General features: G+C 43.9%; 13 protein-coding genes. 4 read left to right on the forward strand and 9 right to left on the reverse strand.

The window, feature by feature from the left end:
• The 4 genes from LEP1GSC050_RS00015 to LEP1GSC050_RS20335 all read right to left on the reverse strand — a co-directional run.
• A partial coding sequence (locus LEP1GSC050_RS00015; protein WP_156895913.1) for a TIGR04388 family protein occupies window positions 1-913 on the reverse strand: 913 nt, incomplete at its 3' end.
• A complete protein-coding gene (locus tag LEP1GSC050_RS00020) occupies window positions 882-2,471 on the reverse strand; it encodes a TIGR04388 family protein (protein ID WP_020986893.1) in 1,590 nt (529 codons plus the stop codon). The genes LEP1GSC050_RS00020 and LEP1GSC050_RS00015, both read right to left, overlap by 32 nt.
• A gap of 201 nt (window positions 2,472-2,672) precedes the next feature.
• Window positions 2,673-3,260, reverse strand: coding sequence for a hypothetical protein (locus tag LEP1GSC050_RS00025; RefSeq protein WP_010570200.1), 588 nt, complete (start codon window positions 3,258-3,260; stop codon window positions 2,673-2,675).
• Window positions 3,250-9,540, reverse strand: a complete 6,291-nt coding sequence (locus tag LEP1GSC050_RS20335; RefSeq protein ID WP_020986883.1) for a TIGR04388 family protein — start codon at window positions 9,538-9,540, stop codon at window positions 3,250-3,252. The genes LEP1GSC050_RS00025 and LEP1GSC050_RS20335 overlap by 11 nt, the downstream gene beginning before the upstream one ends.
• 259 nt (window positions 9,541-9,799) lie before the next feature.
• Here LEP1GSC050_RS20335 and LEP1GSC050_RS00035 point away from each other — a divergent pair, with 259 nt between their 5' ends.
• Window positions 9,800-10,330, forward strand: coding sequence for a hypothetical protein (locus LEP1GSC050_RS00035; RefSeq protein ID WP_040910773.1), 531 nt, complete (start codon window positions 9,800-9,802; stop codon window positions 10,328-10,330).
• Window positions 10,331-10,854: 524 nt separating this feature from the next.
• The gene (locus LEP1GSC050_RS00040; protein WP_010570204.1) at window positions 10,855-11,280 is read left to right on the forward strand and encodes a hypothetical protein; all 426 of its coding nucleotides are present in this window, start codon (window positions 10,855-10,857) and stop codon (window positions 11,278-11,280) included.
• 381 nt (window positions 11,281-11,661) lie between these two features.
• Here LEP1GSC050_RS00040 and LEP1GSC050_RS00050 read toward each other — a convergent pair whose 3' ends face one another.
• The 5 genes from LEP1GSC050_RS00050 to LEP1GSC050_RS00075 form a co-directional block, all read right to left on the reverse strand.
• Entirely contained in the window at window positions 11,662-12,174 is a 513-nt protein-coding gene (locus LEP1GSC050_RS00050) for a hypothetical protein (RefSeq protein WP_010570206.1), read from the reverse strand.
• Between the two features lie 8 nt (window positions 12,175-12,182).
• Window positions 12,183-12,713: a hypothetical protein gene (locus LEP1GSC050_RS00055; protein ID WP_010570207.1), complete on the reverse strand. Its 531-nt coding sequence runs from the start codon at window positions 12,711-12,713 to the stop codon at window positions 12,183-12,185.
• A 2-nt stretch (window positions 12,714-12,715) separates the two neighbouring features.
• Complete coding sequence (locus LEP1GSC050_RS00060; protein WP_010570208.1) at window positions 12,716-13,012, reverse strand: hypothetical protein; 297 nt, start codon at window positions 13,010-13,012, stop codon at window positions 12,716-12,718.
• Between the two features lie 920 nt (window positions 13,013-13,932).
• On the reverse strand, window positions 13,933-15,234 hold the full coding sequence (locus LEP1GSC050_RS00070; RefSeq protein ID WP_010570211.1) for a hypothetical protein: 1,302 nt from the start codon (window positions 15,232-15,234) through the stop codon (window positions 13,933-13,935).
• 527 nt (window positions 15,235-15,761) lie between these two features.
• On the reverse strand, window positions 15,762-16,115 hold the full coding sequence (locus LEP1GSC050_RS00075) for a PilZ domain-containing protein (protein ID WP_010570212.1): 354 nt from the start codon (window positions 16,113-16,115) through the stop codon (window positions 15,762-15,764).
• A gap of 687 nt (window positions 16,116-16,802) precedes the next feature.
• Here LEP1GSC050_RS00075 and LEP1GSC050_RS00085 point away from each other — a divergent pair.
• On the forward strand, window positions 16,803-18,629 hold the full coding sequence (locus LEP1GSC050_RS00085) for a 7TM diverse intracellular signaling domain-containing protein (protein ID WP_010570214.1): 1,827 nt from the start codon (window positions 16,803-16,805) through the stop codon (window positions 18,627-18,629).
• Between the two features lie 670 nt (window positions 18,630-19,299).
• Window positions 19,300-20,532, forward strand: coding sequence for a lactonase family protein (locus LEP1GSC050_RS00090; protein ID WP_010570215.1), 1,233 nt, complete (start codon window positions 19,300-19,302; stop codon window positions 20,530-20,532).
• Window positions 20,533-20,918: the final 386 nt, after the last annotated feature.

Genomic DNA, 20,918 nt, shown 5'->3' on the forward strand with positions numbered 1-20,918 from the left:
CTTCTTGTTGACCGGTTATGATATTCGCGTTTTGGTGAGGGGTATAACTGATATAACCAGATATCGGGAGTTCCTTCGCCATCGTAACCGCACTAATGACTCCATTCGCAAATCCGGCTACCGCTCCGTTCGTGCCTCCAACTCTACTTCCTACATAGGTTTGGGTCGCTATGTTTGCCCCGACTGCGGTTAACATCATCGCACCGTCTGCCGTTACTGCTGCTCCAGTTGTCGTCAAGGCCGTTGCAGCCTCTAATAATGGTGCTCCGGCTCCTCCCGAGAGTCCCGTGATTACCGCCGCGGATACGATCGCCACTCCTTGAGCAACATCTTCCAGTCTCTGGTTCGCTGCATTCCTCCTAGCGGTTTGTTGGTTTTCGTATTGTTCTAGTAATTGTCCGATCGCGTGTGGATCTGCTCCTCCAAAGTTGGGAGATAGCATCTGGCCGATCGCATCAAACACCTTATCTCTCGTAGCCTGCTTGATTTGCTGGCTTAAGCTTGCATTCCCGGTATTTGACTCTCCCTTCGCTTTCGAGAGGTCGATCGTATGTTGGAAGTCCGATGATTGTTTGTATATACTCTTATTATCGCTTGCTGAGATCACGCCTAAGTCGTGGCCTATGTCTCCGAGCGTCTTCATCACTCCACCCGCAAACTTAGCAACCGTACTCTCGAGTCCACCGTGTAATAGCTGTTGGTCGGCTTCGATTAAGCCTCCGGTGGCAAAGTTTGCAGCATCTAGCAGTAGTTTATCCCGATTCAGTTCTTGCTTTCCCTGTTGTCTTTGTACAAACTGTTCAGCCATCTTCGCATACTGATCGATTTGAGCCTGGGACCAGCCGTTTGCCCTGCCGTATTGCTGTACTACAAACCCAGCGCTACTCACCTGGTCTGCCTTGTACTGGGTCACTGCATCCCTTATTGCCCTTTAGCTTGATATCATTAATCGCTATTCGCGTATCGTCGTTAAAGTCTTCTGCCTTAGATCCCGAGATTACGTGTAATCCTGCAAGGCCAGTCGATATAGCATGCGTCATTGCTCCCATTCCCTCTGCAAGAGGTCCTTCTATCGACGCTGCCATCGTGTTCAGTTCATTTCCGATTCTTCCTAGTGACAATGCAGGTCCTGTCATCCCTAGTTCCTGCTTCGCCGATTTGTTTCTCATCGCATCCACTGCGTATTGCGAGAATTGTTGGATCACCGTCGGATCCCAGCCGTTCATCTTCCCGAACTCTGTAACCGCTAGTCCGTAGGCCTGGAATTTATCGTTCTTATATTTCTGAATATCCGCTTCCTGTCCCGGATACGATACGTCCATGATCGCTTTTGAGATCCCACTCAGTCCTGGGACATTGCTTGTTATCTTTAGTTCGGCGCCCGCGACTAAGCTCATCCCTCCGGTAGCCAAGATATTCCCTACGTTCGTAAACGAATTGTTAATCGAATGTTGTGCGTTCTTAGCTGCTATCTTATCCTGCCACGCTCCTGCTAAAAAGGACGCAGCTTCAGGTGACAAATCGAATGTATTCGAGAGTGCTGTCGCGATCAAGCTCTGGGTCGCCGACTTGACCTGCCCTTTCACCCAATCTCCTGTACTCACTCCGCCTAGTAATACGTTCTTCGCATAATCTTCTATTAAGGACGCAGTTTGCGCTTTATTCTGTGCGTCTGTTTGTGCGGTTGAGAGCATCATCGAGTCTTGTTTGTCTATATACCCTAACCCGCCTGTCATCTCTTGAGCCATTTTTTGCAAATTGGCCCCGCTCATATAGTCTTGTAGATTCGTAAAGGCCGAACTCACCAGATTTCCCACCGACGATGAATCGAATATGTTTAACCCAGTGCCCGACTGCCCTGCACTAGGTCCAAGAATTCCCCCTTTCCGGGTCGAACCACCGTTAGGGTCATCAACTCTCACTGTCGTATTCTGGGAATCCAGTGCCACGACTCCAGGTGCCGCAATCGTAAACTGTCTTGCCGTCGTATCGTATTTATAATTGCTGGAGTCGCCCGCGTCCCCGCCGGTTAACGAGGATGTTCCCGTATGCATATTCTTCGTAAGTGTGATCGACCCATCCGAATTCGCTACCACGCTCGCGTATTCCTTCGTCGTATACGGTGAACAAGCCGCGTTCGCAAGTCCTTGTCCGCAAGTCGAGTTGATAAAACTCTGCAACGTGATCCCGTTTCCATTGGCATCTCGTTTCATATTTCCGTCTATATCCGCGATATACTGGTTTCCGTCTTTTCCGGCCTTCCCTGTATAGATCGTATCTCCATTCGCTTTTAGTAACTGACTCAGTCCGCTATCCGTAAATGTTAACTGACTCGATAGATTCGCTACCATCCCGTCTATATAGCTCATTCTACTATTCAACAACGCTGTATTCGCTGCGCTTAACAAGGACACGTTCTCCGCTGCGTTGATTCCGTTTTTCTTGGCCGCGCCCCTCAACCTACTTTTCATTACAATACCTTCAGCCTCTCTCTTCGGGTCAGGCTCTCCGCTTCGGTCAAAAAATCGCATCCGCGATTTTTGAGACCCCGCGTCGATCCTTCGCGGGGTGTGAGCGGAGATTTTGTCTGTAAGCTGCGAGGTCGCATTTTAGTTTTTAAAGTTTCTCCTTTTCGTAATTTAAAGTACACATTATGCTAAAACGATGTTGGCCTATTGATTAATACCCCGGGAAGGAACTTTAATCTTAATTTCGTAATCTTCATATAATTTATTGAGCCGACGTGATAAAATTAACCAATTGGTATTTTCCCCACTACTTTCTTCACCAATTCTAATGTTCAATATGTCTCCCTCAGATATATAACACTCAATTTTGTCTGTGTCGAAGTCTCTTGGATCACCAAAGCTTCCTAAATGTAAATTCCGAACTTTGATATTTTTATCATAAGAAATAGAAGCCTGATATACTAGGGTCTCTTTATTCTTAGAAGAAAATTCATTCCAAAGTTGTATATTAATTTGTCCATTTGAATTAATTTTAAATTTTATTTGGATAGATGCATCATCAAAAAACCATTCACCCTGGATTTCCTCCATGAAATACCCATCTTTTACTCTTTCGGCAAATCGGAAACAATAATGATCGGAGCCAGGCTGTATGCAATTAGATGTATATATTTTAGGGTATCTTTTTTTTGCTTCCTGACAGCTAGAATATTTCGCCTGACTTTCAGTTGGTTTACAGACTACAGCAAAAACAAATACCGAAATGCATATGAAATAATATTTAATTTCCATTCGAAGAACTACCGTTGTCGGGATATAAGCTCGGATTATAATTTGGATTAATGTTCAAAAAAGTTGTTTTGCTATCCCAGTAACGACCTTTATTCTTAGTTACCGTTGAAAAGCGTACTCCTTTTTGACCATCCTTACCTAACCCAGACGTGCTTTCTGCTACTTCTAACTTATTCCCATTAACTGAAGTGACCACATAAGTATGATCAGCATACCATTTCCCATCTGAATGCTTTTCCATCATAATTCCAATTGAGCCTACTTGCGGCTGATTACCTTCCGTAGGAACAAACGCATCAGATCTAAATAATGCATTCGTTACGCCATTGAAACTAGGACCATTCAATATCATTGCAAGATCCGCAGCATTTCTTTTAGCTTTATCAAATGGACGCATGCTATCGGCATAATTGAATTGGTAAGGTTGCCCTGGACCAAGTTCATGGCTTATTCCTGAAGCAAATATTACGGTATTTACAAATTCAATACAGTCTAATTTGGTTCCCAAATTGGCTGCACCTTTTGGAGTTATAGGATTATTCCAATCATTCGCTCCGTAGCCCATGCTATCTAAAGCGGCCGCAAGCTTAGCAGCTACCTTTCCTATATATTGATTTAGCGCTTCGGGAGAAGCAAACGTCATTTTTTGTGAAGTTGCCCGTAATTCTGATACAATCCGAGATCTAAACTTTTCAATCGATTCTCCTGGCTGCTGTTGCATATTTACCCCCTTGGCGAGCAAATCATCAACAACCCCACCTGAAGTCATGTCGTAAGTCGCAATAGAGATAGCGTTCTCCCTCGCATTTGGCTTAGGACTTAATAGATCTAAATGATATTTTAATTCATCTAAACTTCTCGGTCTATCATTAGAGGTATTTCCTGCTAATAAATCACCATTTTCTGAGATATACTCCATTTGCTTCAAGAGACTAAATCGTTCTAGTTCATTTTCACTCATCCCTTGATATCCAACTTCGTTTTGTTTAATTCGAAGTGCATCCAATTCGGATTGATATTCAGGATCTAATCCCGATGACGTTGATTCATTCGATAAGAATTCAGTTCCGTTCTCATCCTTTTTCGTCAGCACATAACCTAAATCCAGAATATTCTTACCTGCCTGCTCATCCGAGTTCTGTGGCCAAGAGGACCGGTCGTTTAACGGATTGTTAACCGGAATGTCTGTGTTGTTCTTTTGGTTTAAATTGTTAATTGCATCTTGCAAACGTTGACCGAAGGCTCCTTCATTACCTGAATCAATCGCATTCTGTTTGATTTCGTTAAACGCTGCTACTATCTTCTCGTTGCCGTTAGGATCATTATGTAAATTCGCTATTTCTTCGGGAGTAAACTCTCCCATCTGGACTAGGATATCTCCATAGGACTTAGATAGGGCTGCTTCCCGATTCGCGGCATCTGCTACATTCTCTTGAACTACCGATGTTAAGAAATCAGTACTAAAGCTACCGTTAATCCCTAACGGTCCAAACGAGTGGGTATCCGTGTTATAACCCACACTCACTGTGTTTGCACCTCTAAACTGATTACTAAGTGTAATGTCTCCAGTATTCGAGAAGTTTAAGAACGCTCCGCCAAGACTACTCCAACCCTTTTGTTCATTACTTAAGTTCGCACCTACGTTTACTACACCAGTATCGCTCGCTGATACGTTCAGTCCTAAATTATTACTTCCTGATTTTGCAAAGGTAAAGCCACCGTTTCCAGTATAGCTTCCATTACTAGCATTATAACTAACTCCCACGTATGATCCATTGGTACTCGGAAGGTTTACATTCACGTTTAGGTTTAATCCACTTCCTGGAGTAAATGAGAAGCCTCCATTCAGTCCATACTGAGTTCCTCCCACCTTCTGTATCGCTCCGGTTACTCCACCTCCCCAGCCACCGGCTACTTCTTGTTGACCGGTTATGATATTCGCGTTTTGGTGAGGGGTATAACTGATATAACCAGATATCGGGAGTTCCTTCGCCATCGTAACCGCACTAATGACTCCATTCGCAAATCCGGCTACCGCTCCGTTCGTGCCTCCAACTCTACTTCCTACATAGGTTTGGGTCGCTATGTTTGCCCCGACTGCGGTTAACATCATCGCACCGTCTGCCGTTACTGCTGCTCCGGTTGAGAGGGCAGTGGCCGCCTCTAATAATGGTGCTCCGGCTCCTCCCGAGAGTCCTGTGATTACCGCCGCGGATACAATCGCTACTCCTTGAGCAACATCTTCCAGTCTCTGGTTCGCTGCATTCCTCCTAGCGGTTTGTTGGTTTTCGTATTGTTCTAGTAACTGTCCGATCGCGTGTGGATCTGCTCCTCCAAAGTTGGGAGATAGCATCTCACCGATCGCATCAAACACCTTGTCTCTCGTAGCCTGCTTGATTTGCTGGCTTAAGCTTGCATTCCCGGTATTTGACTCTCCCTTCGCTTTCGAGAGGTCGATCGTATGTTGGAAGTCCGATGATTGTTTGTATATACTCTTATTATCGCTTGCTGAGATCACGCCTAAGTCGTGGCCTATGTCTCCGAGCGTCTTCATCACTCCACCCGCAAACTTAGCAACCGTACTCTCGAGTCCACCGTGTAATAGCTGTTGGTCGGCTTCGATTAAGCCTCCGGTGGCAAAGTTTGCAGCATCTAGCAGTAGTTTATCCCGATTCAGTTCTTGCTTTCCCTGTTGTCTTTGTACAAACTGTTCAGCCATCTTCGCATACTGATCGATTTGAGCCTGGGACCAGCCGTTTGCCCTGCCGTATTGCTGTACTACAAACCCAGCGCTACTCACCTGGTCTGCCTTGTACTGAGTCACTGCATCCTTATTGCCCTTTAGCTTGATATCATTAATCGCTATTCGCGTATCGTCGTTAAAGTCTTCTGCCTTAGATCCCGAGATTACGTGTAATCCTGCAAGGCCAGTCGATATAGCATGCGTCATTGCTCCCATTCCCTCTGCAAGAGGTCCTTCTATCGACGCTGCCATCGTGTTCAGTTCATTTCCGATTCTTCCTAGTGACAATGCAGGTCCTGTCATCCCTAGTTCCTGCTTCGCAGATTTGTTTCTCATCGCATCCACTGCGTATTGCGAGAATTGTTGGATCACCGTCGGATCCCAGCCGTTCATCTTCCCGAACTCTGTAACTGCTAGTCCGTAGGCCTGGAATTTATCGTTCTTATATTTCTGAATATCCGCTTCTTGCCCCGGATACGATACATCCATGATCGCTTTTGAGATCCCACTGAGTCCTGGGATATTGCCCGCTATCTTTAGTGCGCCGCCCGCGATTAAACTCATTCCCCCCGTTGCGACTATGTTCTGCAAACTTCCAAACGAATTGTTAATCGAATGTTGTGCGTTCTTAGCTGCTATCTTATCCTGCCATGCGCCTGCTAAAAATGACGCAGCTTCCGGTGATAAATCGAATGTATTCGAGAGTGCTGTCGCGATCAAGCTCTGGGTCGCCGACTTGACCTGTCCTTTGACCCAATCTCCTGTACTCACTCCGCCGAGTAACACGTTCTTCGCATAATCTTCTATTAAGGACGCTGTCTGCGCTTTGTTCTGTGCGTCTGTTTGCGCGGTACTGAGCATCCGGGAGTCTTCTTTATCTATCGACCCTAACCCGCCTGTCATCTCTTGAGCCATTTTTTGCAAGTTGGCCCCGCTCATATAGTCTTGTAGATTCGTAAACGCGGAACTCACCAGATTTCCCACCGACGATGAATCGAATATGTTTAACCCAGAGCCAGACTGAACAACACTAGGTCCAAGAATTCCGCCTTTCCGGGTTGAACCGTTAGGGTCATCAACTCTCACTGTCGTATTCTGGGAATCCAGTGCCACGACTCCAGGTGCCGCAATCGTAAACTGTCTTTGTGTAGTATCGTATTTATAATTGCTGGAGTCCCCCGCGTCCCCGCCGGTTAACGAGGATGTTCCCGTATGCATGTTCTTCGTAAGTGTGATCGACCCATCCGAATTCGCTACCACGCTCGCGTATTCCTTCGTCGTATACGATGCACACGCCGCGTTCGCAAGTCCTTGCCCGCAAGTCGAGTTGATAAAACTCTGCAACGTGATCCCGTTTCCATTGGCATCTCGTTTCATATTTCCGTCTATATCCGCGATATACTGGTTTCCGTCTTTTCCGGCCTTCCCTGTATAGATCGTATCTCCATTCGCTTTTAGTAACTGACTCAGTCCGCTATCCGTAAATGTTAACTGACTCGATAGATTCGCTACCATCCCGTCTATATAGCTCATTCTACTATTCAACAACGCTGTATTCGCTGCGCTTAACAAGGACACGTTCTCCGCTGCGTTGATTCCTTGGGTCAAGGAGGTGGACACGCTCTGGAGGGCGGAGTTATCCGGAAGATTCGTATTTGAGTTAGGTAAGGAAAACGCTAAATTCTGAAACCTAGAATTGATTTGGTCTAGTACGCTTCCCACTCCCGTATTGGAGGTGGCGGATGGTAAAGCCGTAAACAGATCGGCTGCATTCAGAGTACTCGCATCCGTCGATGCCTGTGCAAATTCTCCCGCAGCGTTCTTTTTCAGGTTATCCATATTGATATACCAAGAAGCCTCTTGGGACTGTAGAGCCTGCACTCCTGCGGTAAAATTGGCCTGAGCCGATGCGATGGTTTGTTGTTTTTGAGCTAAAAACGCATTGTACTGAGACTGATATTGATTAGCCTGGATCTCCCAATTCGAAATGGCAGGGAGTACATTATTGGTGATATTTGCTGAAAATGAATTGAGTTGGGCAACTAGAGAATTCCAATCAGTGGCATTCTTGGCCGCATTCGGATCGTAGGTGGTATAGGATAGAAGAATGTGTACATCATTTTCTGTCGAATTATGAGCAACTACCCCGCCGATTCCTCCCCAGCCAATCACATCGTTTTCAATATAATTAACGAAATTTGTACCTTCTACGCTATATTTAGCATTTAGATTCGAGTACGGTAGAACAGTCCATCCTCCAAATAAACCAGGGATACCACATCCGAAAATATCATTGCAATATCCCCCATTATTATCAAACGCTTGCAGATCAGCAGTCTGAATTTGAAAGACCTGGACTCCCCCACTCAAACCTAAATTTAAACCAGTCCCGATTCCACTGTTTAACCAGGAAATAAACTGTGATTGAGTAATACTTCCATCTAGATAAGATTGAAGTTCTTTTGATAAGCCAACATCATTGTATCCTACAGAGCCAGATTGCCACGACACTGTAGGAATACTAGCGAAACCATTTCCATAACTGACGGGAGTCGGCGGATAAGCCAGCGCCGAATAGGAGGCTGCATTGGTCGTCCCAATCGAACTCTCGGTTTGTAAAAATGCATTCAGATCGCTTACGATTGTAGTAAGCGGTTGATTTTGGGTAATATCGGTTTGGATTTGATTCAAAAACGTTTGTAGACTCTGGCCATCCACAGTAAGTGTCGTTTTAGTCGCAGGATCCGTCCAAAATAAATTTTCATTATTTAAGTAATTCTGAACATTCGAAACTAATGATTGAACCTGGCCCACTATATTCTGTTTGTATTGATTGATCTGGGTCAGATTCGCCTGATAATTTGCGTCCGTCTGATTGATCTGGCTCAGCAACGCCTGATAATTGCTCGTCATATTTTGCAGACCGTACTCGTACTGAGCGAGTCCGTTCTGTAGATTCGTATTGTACGTTTGGTTCCACTGGGTTTGGATTTCCGAAATGGATTGAGTTCCTACCGGCTTCGACAGGTCTACATTCGATGCCAAAGCGGTATTCAATTGAGTCGTAAAACCCGCCTTATCCTGCTCGGTTTGCACATAGTCCGCGCCGAAAATCGATTTCAAAAAAGAATCCTGCTGCGCGTATGCCTGGATATCTGCCGCAACCGTAAATGCGGTTAGAGCCTGGTCCTCCTGGGATTTTAAGGCGTCCTGCAGATAGTTTTTATAATCCTGAACGCTATTAAAACTGTCCTGGGTCTGAACGGAATTAACGAATGCGGTGATCTCCTGATCCAGCGCCGCCTCGTATGTCGTTTTGTAATACTGCAATTCGTTCAGTACGTAATTATCATAATCGGCGACGTTCGAAAATCGGCTCGCGGCGGAGGAATAGATCGTCGCCATCTGATTGGGATCAAACTGGGGAGCATTCAGATTCGGAGGAGTGACAGCCTGCGGAAAAAGACGATCCGAATCCGTCAAAAGACCAAAGATTGCAATAGAAATAACAACGGTTCGTTTGAATTGCAAATTCATAATAAAAACACCCCTCAAGGCACAAAGAAATGGGAAAAAAAGAACATTTTGACTTAAAATTTTCGCCCGGAGCAAAAATCGTGAGTGTCTTTTAAATTACTTGGTGAAACCTATGGAAAAGAGAAAAACCATCAAGCAATTTTTATTAACCATGTTAAAAAAGATTGACTTTCCACCCCCAGTAAAAATATTTCAACTCACCGCGCCTTAATTTTGTGTCTTTTGACGAAGGATTCGTTTCAAATCTGAAAAATTTTCCTTGAAAGAAGACAGAATTAAAATGGAGTGGGAAGCCGTTCCAAACTCTTTTTCAAAACAGGTACTTACATTGAAGCGTCTCATTCTAGTAATCATCGGATCAGCCATCTGCGGATCTTTATTTTTTGGATGTCAGAAAAGCAGTAGCAGTAACTCGGACCAAGCCACCCTTTATGCACTGTTAGGTCAGGCAAACTATTCTTGTGCAAAAGTAACTGCAAATACTACCTCTGCTCAATCGGTAAGCTTCTCGGCATCGACTTCCGGATTTGGATATATTGGTTATGTAAAAGTCGTAGCGGCAGCTGGACAAAAATTGATTTTCGCATCCACTACTACGAATATTGCTTCAAATTTTACAGCTTATTCTGTAACAAGCTGCGGATTAGCTGCCTCAAATAGCCCCCCATTTACGGTAACAACCAATACATCAACAAATTATACGATTACCTTTTCCCAAGCTTTTACCGGCGTAATCGAGCCCTTTTATAATACATCAAGCCCCACAGATATAACGGTTCAACAGCAGTAACACACGATAAAGCATCATCACTTCGATCCGGGCAATTCTGCCCGGTGGTTTTTCCTCTCCGACTTTCTCCCCCGCCTACTTCACTCCATATTCCCCAATCCGCCTTACCGCAAATTCGAGCGGAATCAGTGTTCCCAAATTACGCGTTAGCGCAGGTTCGAGCGGAATCAACATTCCAAATCCGCCTTACCGCAGGTTCAAGCGGAATAAGCATTCCGAATCCGCCTTAGCGCAGGTTCAAGCGGAATCAGTATTCCGAATCACGCCTTACCGCAGGTTCAAGCGGAATAAGCATTCCGAATCCGCCTTAGCGCAGCATCAAGCGGAATCAGCATTCCCAAATTACGTCTTACCGCAGGATCAAGCGGAATCAACATTCCGAATCCGCCTTACCGCAGGTTCAAGCGGAATCAACGTTCCGAAATTACGCGTTAGCGCAGGTTCAAGCGGAATCAACGTTCCGAAATTACGCGTTAGCGCAGCTTGAAGCGGAATCAGCATTCCGAATTACGCGTTAGCGCAGCTTGAAGCGGAATCAGCATTCCGAATTACGCGTTAGCGCAGCATCAAGCGAAATCAGCATTCCGAATTACGCGTTAGCACAGGTTCAAGCGGAATCAGCATTCCAAATTTACGTCTTACCGCAGGATCAAGCGGAATCAACATTCCGAATCCGCCTTACCGCAGGTTCAAGCGGAATCAGCATTCCCCGAATTACGCCTTACCGCAGGTTCCGGCGGAATCAACATTCCGAATTACGCGTTAGCGAAGCTTCCAGCGGAATCAATGTTCCGAATTACGCCTTACCGCAGGTTCAAGCGGAATCGGCGTTCCGAAATTACGCCTTACCGCAGGTTACAGCGGAATCTGCGTTCCGAAATTACGCTTTATCGCATGTATCCGGCGGAATCAGCGTTCCGAATTACGCCTTATCGCAAGTTACAGCGTAATCAGCATTCCAAATTTACGTCTTACCGCTGCTTCGAGCGGAATCAACGTTCCGAATTACGCCTTATCGCAAGTTCCAGCAAAATCTGCATTCCGAATCCGCCTTACCGCAGGTTCCAACGGGATCAGCATTCCCGAATCCGCCTTAGCGCGGCTTCAAGCGGAATCAGCATTCCGAATTTACGCGTTACCGCAAGGTCCAGCAAAATCCGCATTCCCCAATTACGCGTTAGCGCAGGTTACAGCGGAATCGACATTCCGAAATCCGCCTTAGCGCAGCTTCGAGCGGAATCGACATTCCGAATTACGCGTTACCGCATGTATCTATGCGGAATCGACATTCCGAATCCCGATTATCCCGAATAGGACATTAAAAATAGTGGTTAATAGGTATTTACTTCAGAATCAACGGAAGGAGGCGAAGATTCTCGAATAATAAAACTTTTTGCAAAAGTCCATAATTTCTCTCTATAAGCTGTTTTAATAAAATTCGAAGAAATCCTATCCACTTGTTTTCCATTTTTATAGGGAACAATGATTGAATGCGGATACATGCATGCTTCTGGCTTATGAGCGATTTTAAAAGTAAAAAGAATCTCTTCCGTATCATGCTGTAGATTTAGATTTGAAAATAATTCCACTGAAAATTGCAATATTCCATAATCGGATAAATAATCGCCGGTTGTTGTGCGGAACAGTACGTCTGTAGGATCGTTTGAATATTTTTCTCGATTTAGAGATAACTCATCAGAATCTATAACGTATCGACCGTTTTTATTGTTCCGAGGAATACCGGGCGGAAACCTACGATAAAGTTTCTCAAAAAGACCGAAATCTTGATCTTCTTTTTTACCGTTAGTGTGCAAACGATCCGGAATATTTTTATGTTCACACATAAATTTAATTATTGCTGGAAGAGTAAGGATAAAAATTGATCGGAATCCAATGACTTTATTTCCGCCTCGTTAGAACCGGAATTATCCACAAAAATAATATCGCCGTTATTGAATAATTCCAAAACGCATAACTTATTATTAAGATCAAATTCCACGATGATTCCGCCTTCTGGCATAGCATTAAAATGTAAATTAGAAATATTAGAAGTTAGGTACGAAACTGAAAAATAAATGAAAGCTAAGTGTTCCAGAGGTAACGCTGAAGGTTTTACATAACCCGATTGTTCCCAATGAAAATCTGGATTAATAATCTCCTTAAATAATGGGATAAATTTCATCATTTGTCTTGCGGGACTGGTACTTAATATTTCTGGCAGGCTGCTCCTTAAATAGTTAAGGTGATATATTTCGAATTCCGGTCTACTCACTATACTATTTTCGTTAATAATTTCCGTCTTTGTTTTTGAGAATAGTTCTGCTTGCCCGTTCGTAATATCTTTCGGTTTCAATGGATTAATTTCTAAAATATTTTGAGTCATTATTAAGCTCCCATTGCTTCGTTCAAATTATCGATTTCGGTTTTTAATTGTTTAAATGTCAGACTGTTCATAACGATTTTACTCAGAGGAATGAGATTATCCTCGAACTCATTCGCGTCAAGAGGTGCATTTTTCTTGCTCATTACGTTAGCTAAAGATTGATAATCGAATTGATAGAAAGAGACGACGTATTCTTCTCCAATTCGGCAAAGCTTTATTAAATCTGCCTTTTGATATTCTACTTTCTCATTATCTCCGATATGGGTTAGCTGGATCATACCTTGATTTTTTTCTGCCATTATCTATCTTCCCCCATTGGTATATTAGTGTTGATATGTACACGTCAACAGTTAAAAATACCGCATCCTTTACGAAGATTCGGTCACTAAACTCGAAGTTAAAAAACTCTATAATTTTGAAGAGTCGTTGTAATTAGTGAGAAGGTATCTCTTATTTTTGGGGGTAACTCCGGCGCCTCGCTTACCTTACATGTTATACTGGAGCGAACACTTCAAATATCCCATTTATTAGAACAACGAGTGCATCAAAAAATCATACTATTCCCTTGAATCAAGCCTTTACTGGACTTATTCCAGCCGGCTATGCAGACACTGTACAAACAGAGGTAACAGTTCAAGAGCAATAACACACGATTAAACATTTTAACTTTAATCCGTGCAAATTCTTGCCCGGTGTCTTTTCCTCTCCAACTTTCTCTCCGCCTACTTCACTCCATATTCCAGATCCGCCTTAGCACAGATTCAGCGGAACCAGCGTTCCGAAATTACGCGTTAGCGCAGCTTCGAGCGGAATCACCGTTCCGAATTACGCCTTAGCGCAGGTTCAAGCGGAATCAGTATTCCGAATCCGCCTTACCGCAGCTTCGAGTGGAATCGACATTCCGAATCCGCCTTACCGCAGGTTCCGGCGGAATCAGCATTCCGAAATTCCGCCTTACCGCATGCCCCAGCGGAATCAGTATTCCGAATCCGCCTTACCGCAGCTTCGAGCGGAATCTGCGTTCTCCAAATTACGCGTTAGCGCAATGGCACTTCAGAAAACCCGCTTCGGAATCTGGGTTCCGGATTACGCGCTTGCGCATGTCTATCCGGAGATTAAGTCTTTTATAATACAGCCGGCCCCATTCCGGAATCTACGTTTTGTTTCAGTAGTCTGATTCTATTTTATGAATCAATTTTGCGGCTAACCGTGTATTAAACTAATGTACTTCGGCCCATGCAAAACCTTTTACGCCTGCAACCTGAATTCCGTTGGCGAAATTAATATCTGCGATAACGGTAAACACTCCTTCATATTTATTCACCCCTCCCACGATTTGATTTTGTCGTATCGCTTCTCCTTTCAGAGAGATGGAACCGTTCGTAGCGCTGAGCGATATCTCGAATTTAGTCGGAAAGCCCCTATAGAGATCGGAACCCGTATATTTGATTTGGTTGATGCTCCACTCGAAGGCCGCTTTCATGGAACCGTTTTCATTGTATTGAGTGTGATAGGGATCGCTTATAAAAAAGCGAGCAGCCTTGAGATTTGATTCGTCATCCGGATTAGGTCCGGTCTTGGCCTCTACGATCGAAACCATTATCGCAGCTTCATAGTTAAAATATCCTGGAATCTCCGGAAACTGGACGGCAAAAAATTGCCAACTAGCTGACCCGACGATTTCTAAGCTCTTCTCTCCGAAACTTTGAACCACATAATCTATCCAAATATTGCCTTTCTTCCCGCTAAAATAAGAACTCCCGTTTTTGCGAATTAGAAATTTATCAACTTTGAGAAGAGGTAGAGTGTAATAGTAGGATCCTTGACCGAACATATCGTCCATTCCGGATTTGAGATACTCGTGAACGCTTCCGTCGAATTGAGGATTTGTCATTATTTCCTTTGTTTGATTCGGGAACAACCATTGAGGAAGAAAAGAAGTCGGTCCGTAACCCGCCTGGATAACTCCGAAGGTATCTTCCATAAGAAGATCATATTCCCAATTGTCAAAATCCGGCTCCGTGCGAACTCGCCCCGTTAGGCTGTACTTTGCCCCTATTTGGCCGATCTCTCCGTGAACCAGCGCGAGACTCAGAAAGCCCGTGTAAATAGGATTTGCATCCACCGTTATCGCAAGTGGACGGGAATACTCCACATTTCCTGCTTCCACCAAGAAGGGAGCGATCACATAACCGTTCGTTTTACTATCGCAATACGACCATTCGGCTAAATAGGGAGAATTGTTCGGTAACAATTGATACTGAACGATAGAATTAATGGCGGCGGTTTCTCCCGCTTCGTCGGTAATATTTCCGAAGAAGCACCAGGAACTCATATTATATCTTGGATGGCATTGAGATAGCCAACCGGACAATTGACTCGGGCTTTGGCCCTGAGGAAGGAGGGCTCGGTTGTTATAAAAATTCTGCAAAGTTAGGTATTCGGCGGAAGAATACCCTTTTGGAGTTGGCGCCTGAACGGAGGTTTCGGATTGGAGTAATTTGCGAAGGATTTTATTCATATTTTGCCTATGGATTTATCATCGTAGAAACATGTTGCATTTAGAATATTATATTTCTCTATTTCAACTATAATTTACAGCTTGTATCTCTTCTGAGTTCGGATCACGGGATATCATTCCAAACTACCCTACCGGAAAGTTTCCGCCTATCCTAACGCCTCTATAACGGGATACGGCGATCATAGCTTCCCGGTTTCCCGGCAAGTATCCCTCTAACCTACTTACCTGATGGACAACCGATCGATTAAACCGAGGAATGGGCGGTTTATTATGGAATTAAATTTTATTAATGAATCAAGCAGGAGCGATCCGAAAAGAATAAATCCTATCGGCGTATTTGCGATCAAAGTCCGTTCCGGGAATTTCGCCCCTCTCTTCCGAATAAAGTACGACGATTATTCGCTCGATTGTTTAGTCGATATTTAGCAACCGTTATGATTGCCGCATCCTACCTAAAAAAGATCGCAAACGTAACGATCAACCGGAGTAAATAATAAAAATAAGATTTAGGTTCGGAATTTCGATCGTTAACTTAAAGTCGTTAAGCTTAATGCAAGCATACGGTCCGAAAGTTGGATCATTTCGAAGAAGTCGATTGCGAGAATTCCCTTAACCCCATTGGAAGTTTCCAATTCGTCTTTTCTGACGACGATCCCCGAAAAAGGGATCTCCTCGAAAAATGGCCCTGAAACGGAACCGGAGATTCTTGATCCGATTTCTTGTTTCTGGCTAGTTTCTAAGTCGGTAAGAATTGCGATACCGCACTCGGAAATATCCAAAACATTACCGACCACCGCACCTTTTTCATGCAAAGCTATCACTTGAAACTCAAATAACTCTTTTGAAATGATTCTCTTCCTTCTTCTCCTTTCCTCCGCCATTCTCGAACTCCCCTCTGCTGCCTTCCGCGCTTTTATAGAAATCGGACGGATTTAATGGAATTTAGATTTCATCGCATTTTATTAATATTTGTAAATTTATTATCAGGCGTCGACGAACCCGAATTCATGATATAGGCCGAAGTTATTAGGTTACGTACAAAGATGATCGACCTTACTTTTAATTCTGTGCAGCCGCCGGTATTCTTTAAACGCGAAAGACTTTCAAAACATAGAACGGTTCGTTCTATGGCAAGACGATGAGTTTTGTTTCTTCACGAATCTCCAGGTTTTTGGATTAGATGCGATCGCAAAGAATATCGAAGTCCTTGCCGGTGATTATTCTAGCTTCTTACGGAGAGCAAAGGATTTGTTTCGATATTATTCCGATAGGCAATAGCTGCCTTATAAAATCTGTAGATGCAAAAAAGTTTGTACAGAATATCGACCGACCGATTAGGGTTTCACCGACTCCTGACAAACAAAAGGAAGTCCTAAAAAGTTAATTATCTTCATCTTTAAAGCCGCTCCTACATAATCCGTAAAGCGAAAAGCTAATTCTACATTTTCCGGATTGGAACCCGTTCTTACAAATCCTACGCATAATGTAGGCTCGGACTGGAATATTATGACCTATTTCAATACGAATACCTAAATTATCGGAGCGGAATTTAGGCAAACGATAGTGCTGTGACGGACGAAAACCCGATCGGCGCCGCCATGGATCGGAATTCGCAATTAAATCGTTTTCCGATCAATATCTTCGATCATACGTCGCATAACGGCAATATTTCTGGACATTTTAATCTTAATACCGGTTACTATCAATCGATACTATTCTTAAACAACCTCAAACAAATGCGGAATATTTCTTATTTTCTAAGAGTTTCTATTCTTTTTCCGATTATTCTGATATTCGGATGTAATTCGCAGCCTCAGTCCCAGAGGCCGGAAGATTCGGATGATTCTTGCAAAAAGTATAATTTTCAAATCTGGATAGATCCGTCCGGTAAGACCGCCCCGGACGAAGCATTCAAACAAACTTTCGAGCGCCTGAATCGACAATTTCTCGATCTGGATTTTACCTACGCGACCGTCTGGCTAAAGGCGTCCGGTAAACCTGAGAACCCGGGCCAACGATGCTATATCGTTTTAGAATGGCCGACTTTGACAAAGGCGGAGTTTTTCGCATTAGACGAATTCGGTCGATCCGGTTTTAGAGGACAAGCAGGAGCGATTTTACCGCGAAGTCAGTGGGCAATTCCTTGGATTGATTATCCGAGTTTTCCGATTTTAGGAGAGAAAGAAATACTGATTCGCATAAATACCTGGTCTTTAATGCGCTTCCCGATCGCGATTCGCTCCGAGACAGAAATGCGGGAGCAAATGGATCGGCGAGTATTCTACACCTCGTTATACGCCGGATTTATGGCGGCAGTTTGTTTGTTCGCTCTCTTTTTCTTCTTCGTCTTACGTGATCAAATTTATCTTTTTTACGGCGGATATCTTTTTTCCGTATCGATCAATTTTAGCTTTTTGTATTCTTCCGCGCCTAGAATACTCTGGCCGGAATTTCCGTTTTGGCAAACCCACGGTCTTTTTTTTACTCAGGCTATTGCACTCTACTTCGCGGTGGCTTTTTTTCGCGAATTCGTGGATCTACGGATGCACTTTCCGAAATTAGATAAAATCGCCATCGGCCTACTTGTTTTTGCAATCGCGTCCGCGTTCGGATCCTTTATTTCGAATTGGAATGTCTTTTTCTCCCGGATTTTTTCCGTCGTCTACCTGTTTTGGATTCCAGGACTTTTAGCCATCACCGTTCGTTTGCTCTTAAACAATCAAAAGCACTTGCTGATTTTTGCAATCACTTGGGGAACTTTTTATTCTGCGGCATTTCTCTATATACTTTGGGTGACGCGTGTTGTTCCTCCTTTCCCTTTCTTTTTCTATGCCTTAGTTTGGCTCCTCCCCTTTGAAGCGATATTTTTCGCTGCGAGTATTTATCAAAGATATAGGAGTATTGATTCGACCCGCAAGAGGCTCGAATTAGAAATGAAGGCGGCATTGGATCGATTAGCGGAATTCTCCGCCATATCGTCGCAAACGAGCAACGATTCCTCAAAAAAGGAAATCGGAAAGTATCGTCGAAGCAAAATTCATAATATGAATGTAGCCGAAATTTTACGTAATATCGAACGTCTATTCGTCGCGGAGATGATCTATCTGGATGAGGACCTATCGCTTAGTTCTCTGTCCCAAAGGCTTGGCTTGACTCCCCACCAGCTTTCGGAAATTTGCAACACACATTTGAAGACTACTTTTCCTCGACTCCTCTCCTATTATAGAATTCAACATGCGATGACGTTGCTAAAAAATTCCCGCGACTGGAACATTTTACAAGTCGGCTATGAATCCGGATTTAAATCGAAGGCTGCCTTTAATTCCGACTTCAAACGGTTTACGGGAATAACCCCGAAGCAATTTAGGCAGTCACAATTTGATGATACGTTCTGAGAGTATCCGAGGCTAAAAAACCCGTTACGGCGGAACAAAACTCATTATCTTAATCCAAGCGAATGAATCATATTTTTCGCATAAAGCTTTTGACAAATTTAAATATATTAGTCATTCATAAAATATTAAAACAATGATATAGTAAAAATACTGATTTTCCTCCGAACCGGCCTACGGAAGGCAACGATTTTAAAAGACCCTTTTCGGCCGATATTATCCGACGGAACTTACTTTTCCATGTTTCGCAAACTATTTAGAGCCGCTAAAACATGTTGGGAATTGAAAGAGAATAATTATTTGGCTAGTCTCAAAATCATTTTTACTCTCGTTTTTATCGGAATGGCTTTCTAATAGTTTTGGGACAAACTCTTAGGTTCGGTTTGCGATCTGGAGTTCTCTCGATTGAGTGACACGGAAATTCCTGAAAAAAGGATAAAAACGGCGGCAGGTCCCGCACATCCCGATACGCTGAAGACTTTCAAAAGAAGCGAACCGAACTTAGCGTAAGGACGAATAAGTTCTCAGCGATGTTTACCGTTCTAATACGGCTTCTAATTTATAGTAATTTACCCCGAAACTCTAACGAATCGAGAATAAATTCGACCAGAATTATAATCCAAGTCGACCGATTGAATATTATCGGACAGAATTATCCTTCTTGGGGGCTTTCATGAGTTTGATGATCCATAAATGCCGACAGTTTTGCATTTGGCGGATCACGATTCAATATTCTTTAGTTTCATTGATTCTTTCTTTTTTATTCGGGCTGTCTTGTAAGTCCCCCGCCGCGAATCCATGCGACCGATCAAGCAAGGATTTCCTGGAGATCGCCCTACTAAAATCCGCAATCAGCGATCAAATCCCGACCTGTACTTCTCTTTCCTTAGGTCAAACGAGCTCGATTTTCTACGTAACCAATTTCAATTCGAATTCCATCACCTTCTTTACTGGAAGTACCGGAAACTACCTTTTTGGGACGTTTCTAAATTCGACGTTTACCACCGGGTCAAATCCGAAAAGTGTCGCAGTAAATCCGACAGGGCGGATCGTATACGTGGCAAATAACAGTAGTGCGACGGTGACGTTTTTCAATGCGACCAACGGTGCTTATTTAAACGGGACTCTTGCCAATTCCAGTTTTACGACGGGATCTATTCCGGAGGGAGTAACCGTGAATCCAACTGCGAATATTTTATACGTGGTAAATAACGGGACCACCACGGTGACTTATTTCAATGCAACCACCGGCGCTTATTTAAACGGGACCCTCGCCAATTCCAGTTTTACGACAGGACCTAATCCGGTCGGAGTAGCCGTGAATCCAACTGCAAATATTTTATACGTGGCAAGTCTCAATAGTTCGACGGTGACTTATTTCAACGCAACCACCGGCGCTTATTTAAACGGGACCCTCGCGAATTCCAGTTTTACGACAGGAGCTACTCCTTACGAAGTAGCCGTAAATCCAAGTGCAAATATTTTATACGTGGTAAATAATTCTGCCAATACGGTGACGTATTTCAATGCAACCACCGGTGCTTACTTAAACGGGACTCTCGCCAATTCCAGTTTTACGACAGGAACTACTCCGCAGGAAGTAACCGTGAATCCCAGCGCGAGTATTTTATACGTAGCAAATAATTCTGTCAATACGGTGACGTATTTCAACGCGACCACCGGCGCTTATTTAAACGGGACTCTCGCCAATTCCAGTTTCACTGCCGGTACGAATCCTCGAGGAGTCGCATTTAGTGCTGCGATGAATGCGGTTTATGTGACCAATCAAGGATCGAACACAGTTACCGTTTTTAACGCGATCACCGGCGCTTATTTTTACGGAACATTGGCAAATTCAAGCTTTACTACTGGATCGACTCCGATCGGAGTAGCGGTCAGTCAATAACCTCTTGGTTTGCAGAGGATGATTTAATTATGAAAATCGATCGATGCAGGATCCTTCCCTAATTTTGCTGGCGCGAACTTTTTCTCCGAAGCTTCCTTTTTCATTTTCTCTTTCGGGAGACGAGGCCAATGATGTAACGTGATTACAAGAAGGTCTTGCTTCTTGGCAGCAGGCCTTCCGGCTCAATCCGCTACCTTTACATTCTGAAATAGATTCTTCTCGACTCTTTCCTTCCGCAATTTTCTGTGAAAGCGTTTTACTATGCGCTTACACCGCAACTCACCGGACCTACTCTTGCTTAGGCGCTCACCTTTTCCGCCTAGACCTTCCGCAATTCACGAGGAAGGTGTTTTATTAAGCGCTGATCCTGTAACTCTAACGAATTA

The sequence above is a fragment of the Leptospira broomii serovar Hurstbridge str. 5399 genome, from assembly GCF_000243715.2.
In the GTDB taxonomy this organism is placed as follows: Bacteria; Spirochaetota; Leptospiria; order Leptospirales; family Leptospiraceae; genus Leptospira_B; species Leptospira_B broomii.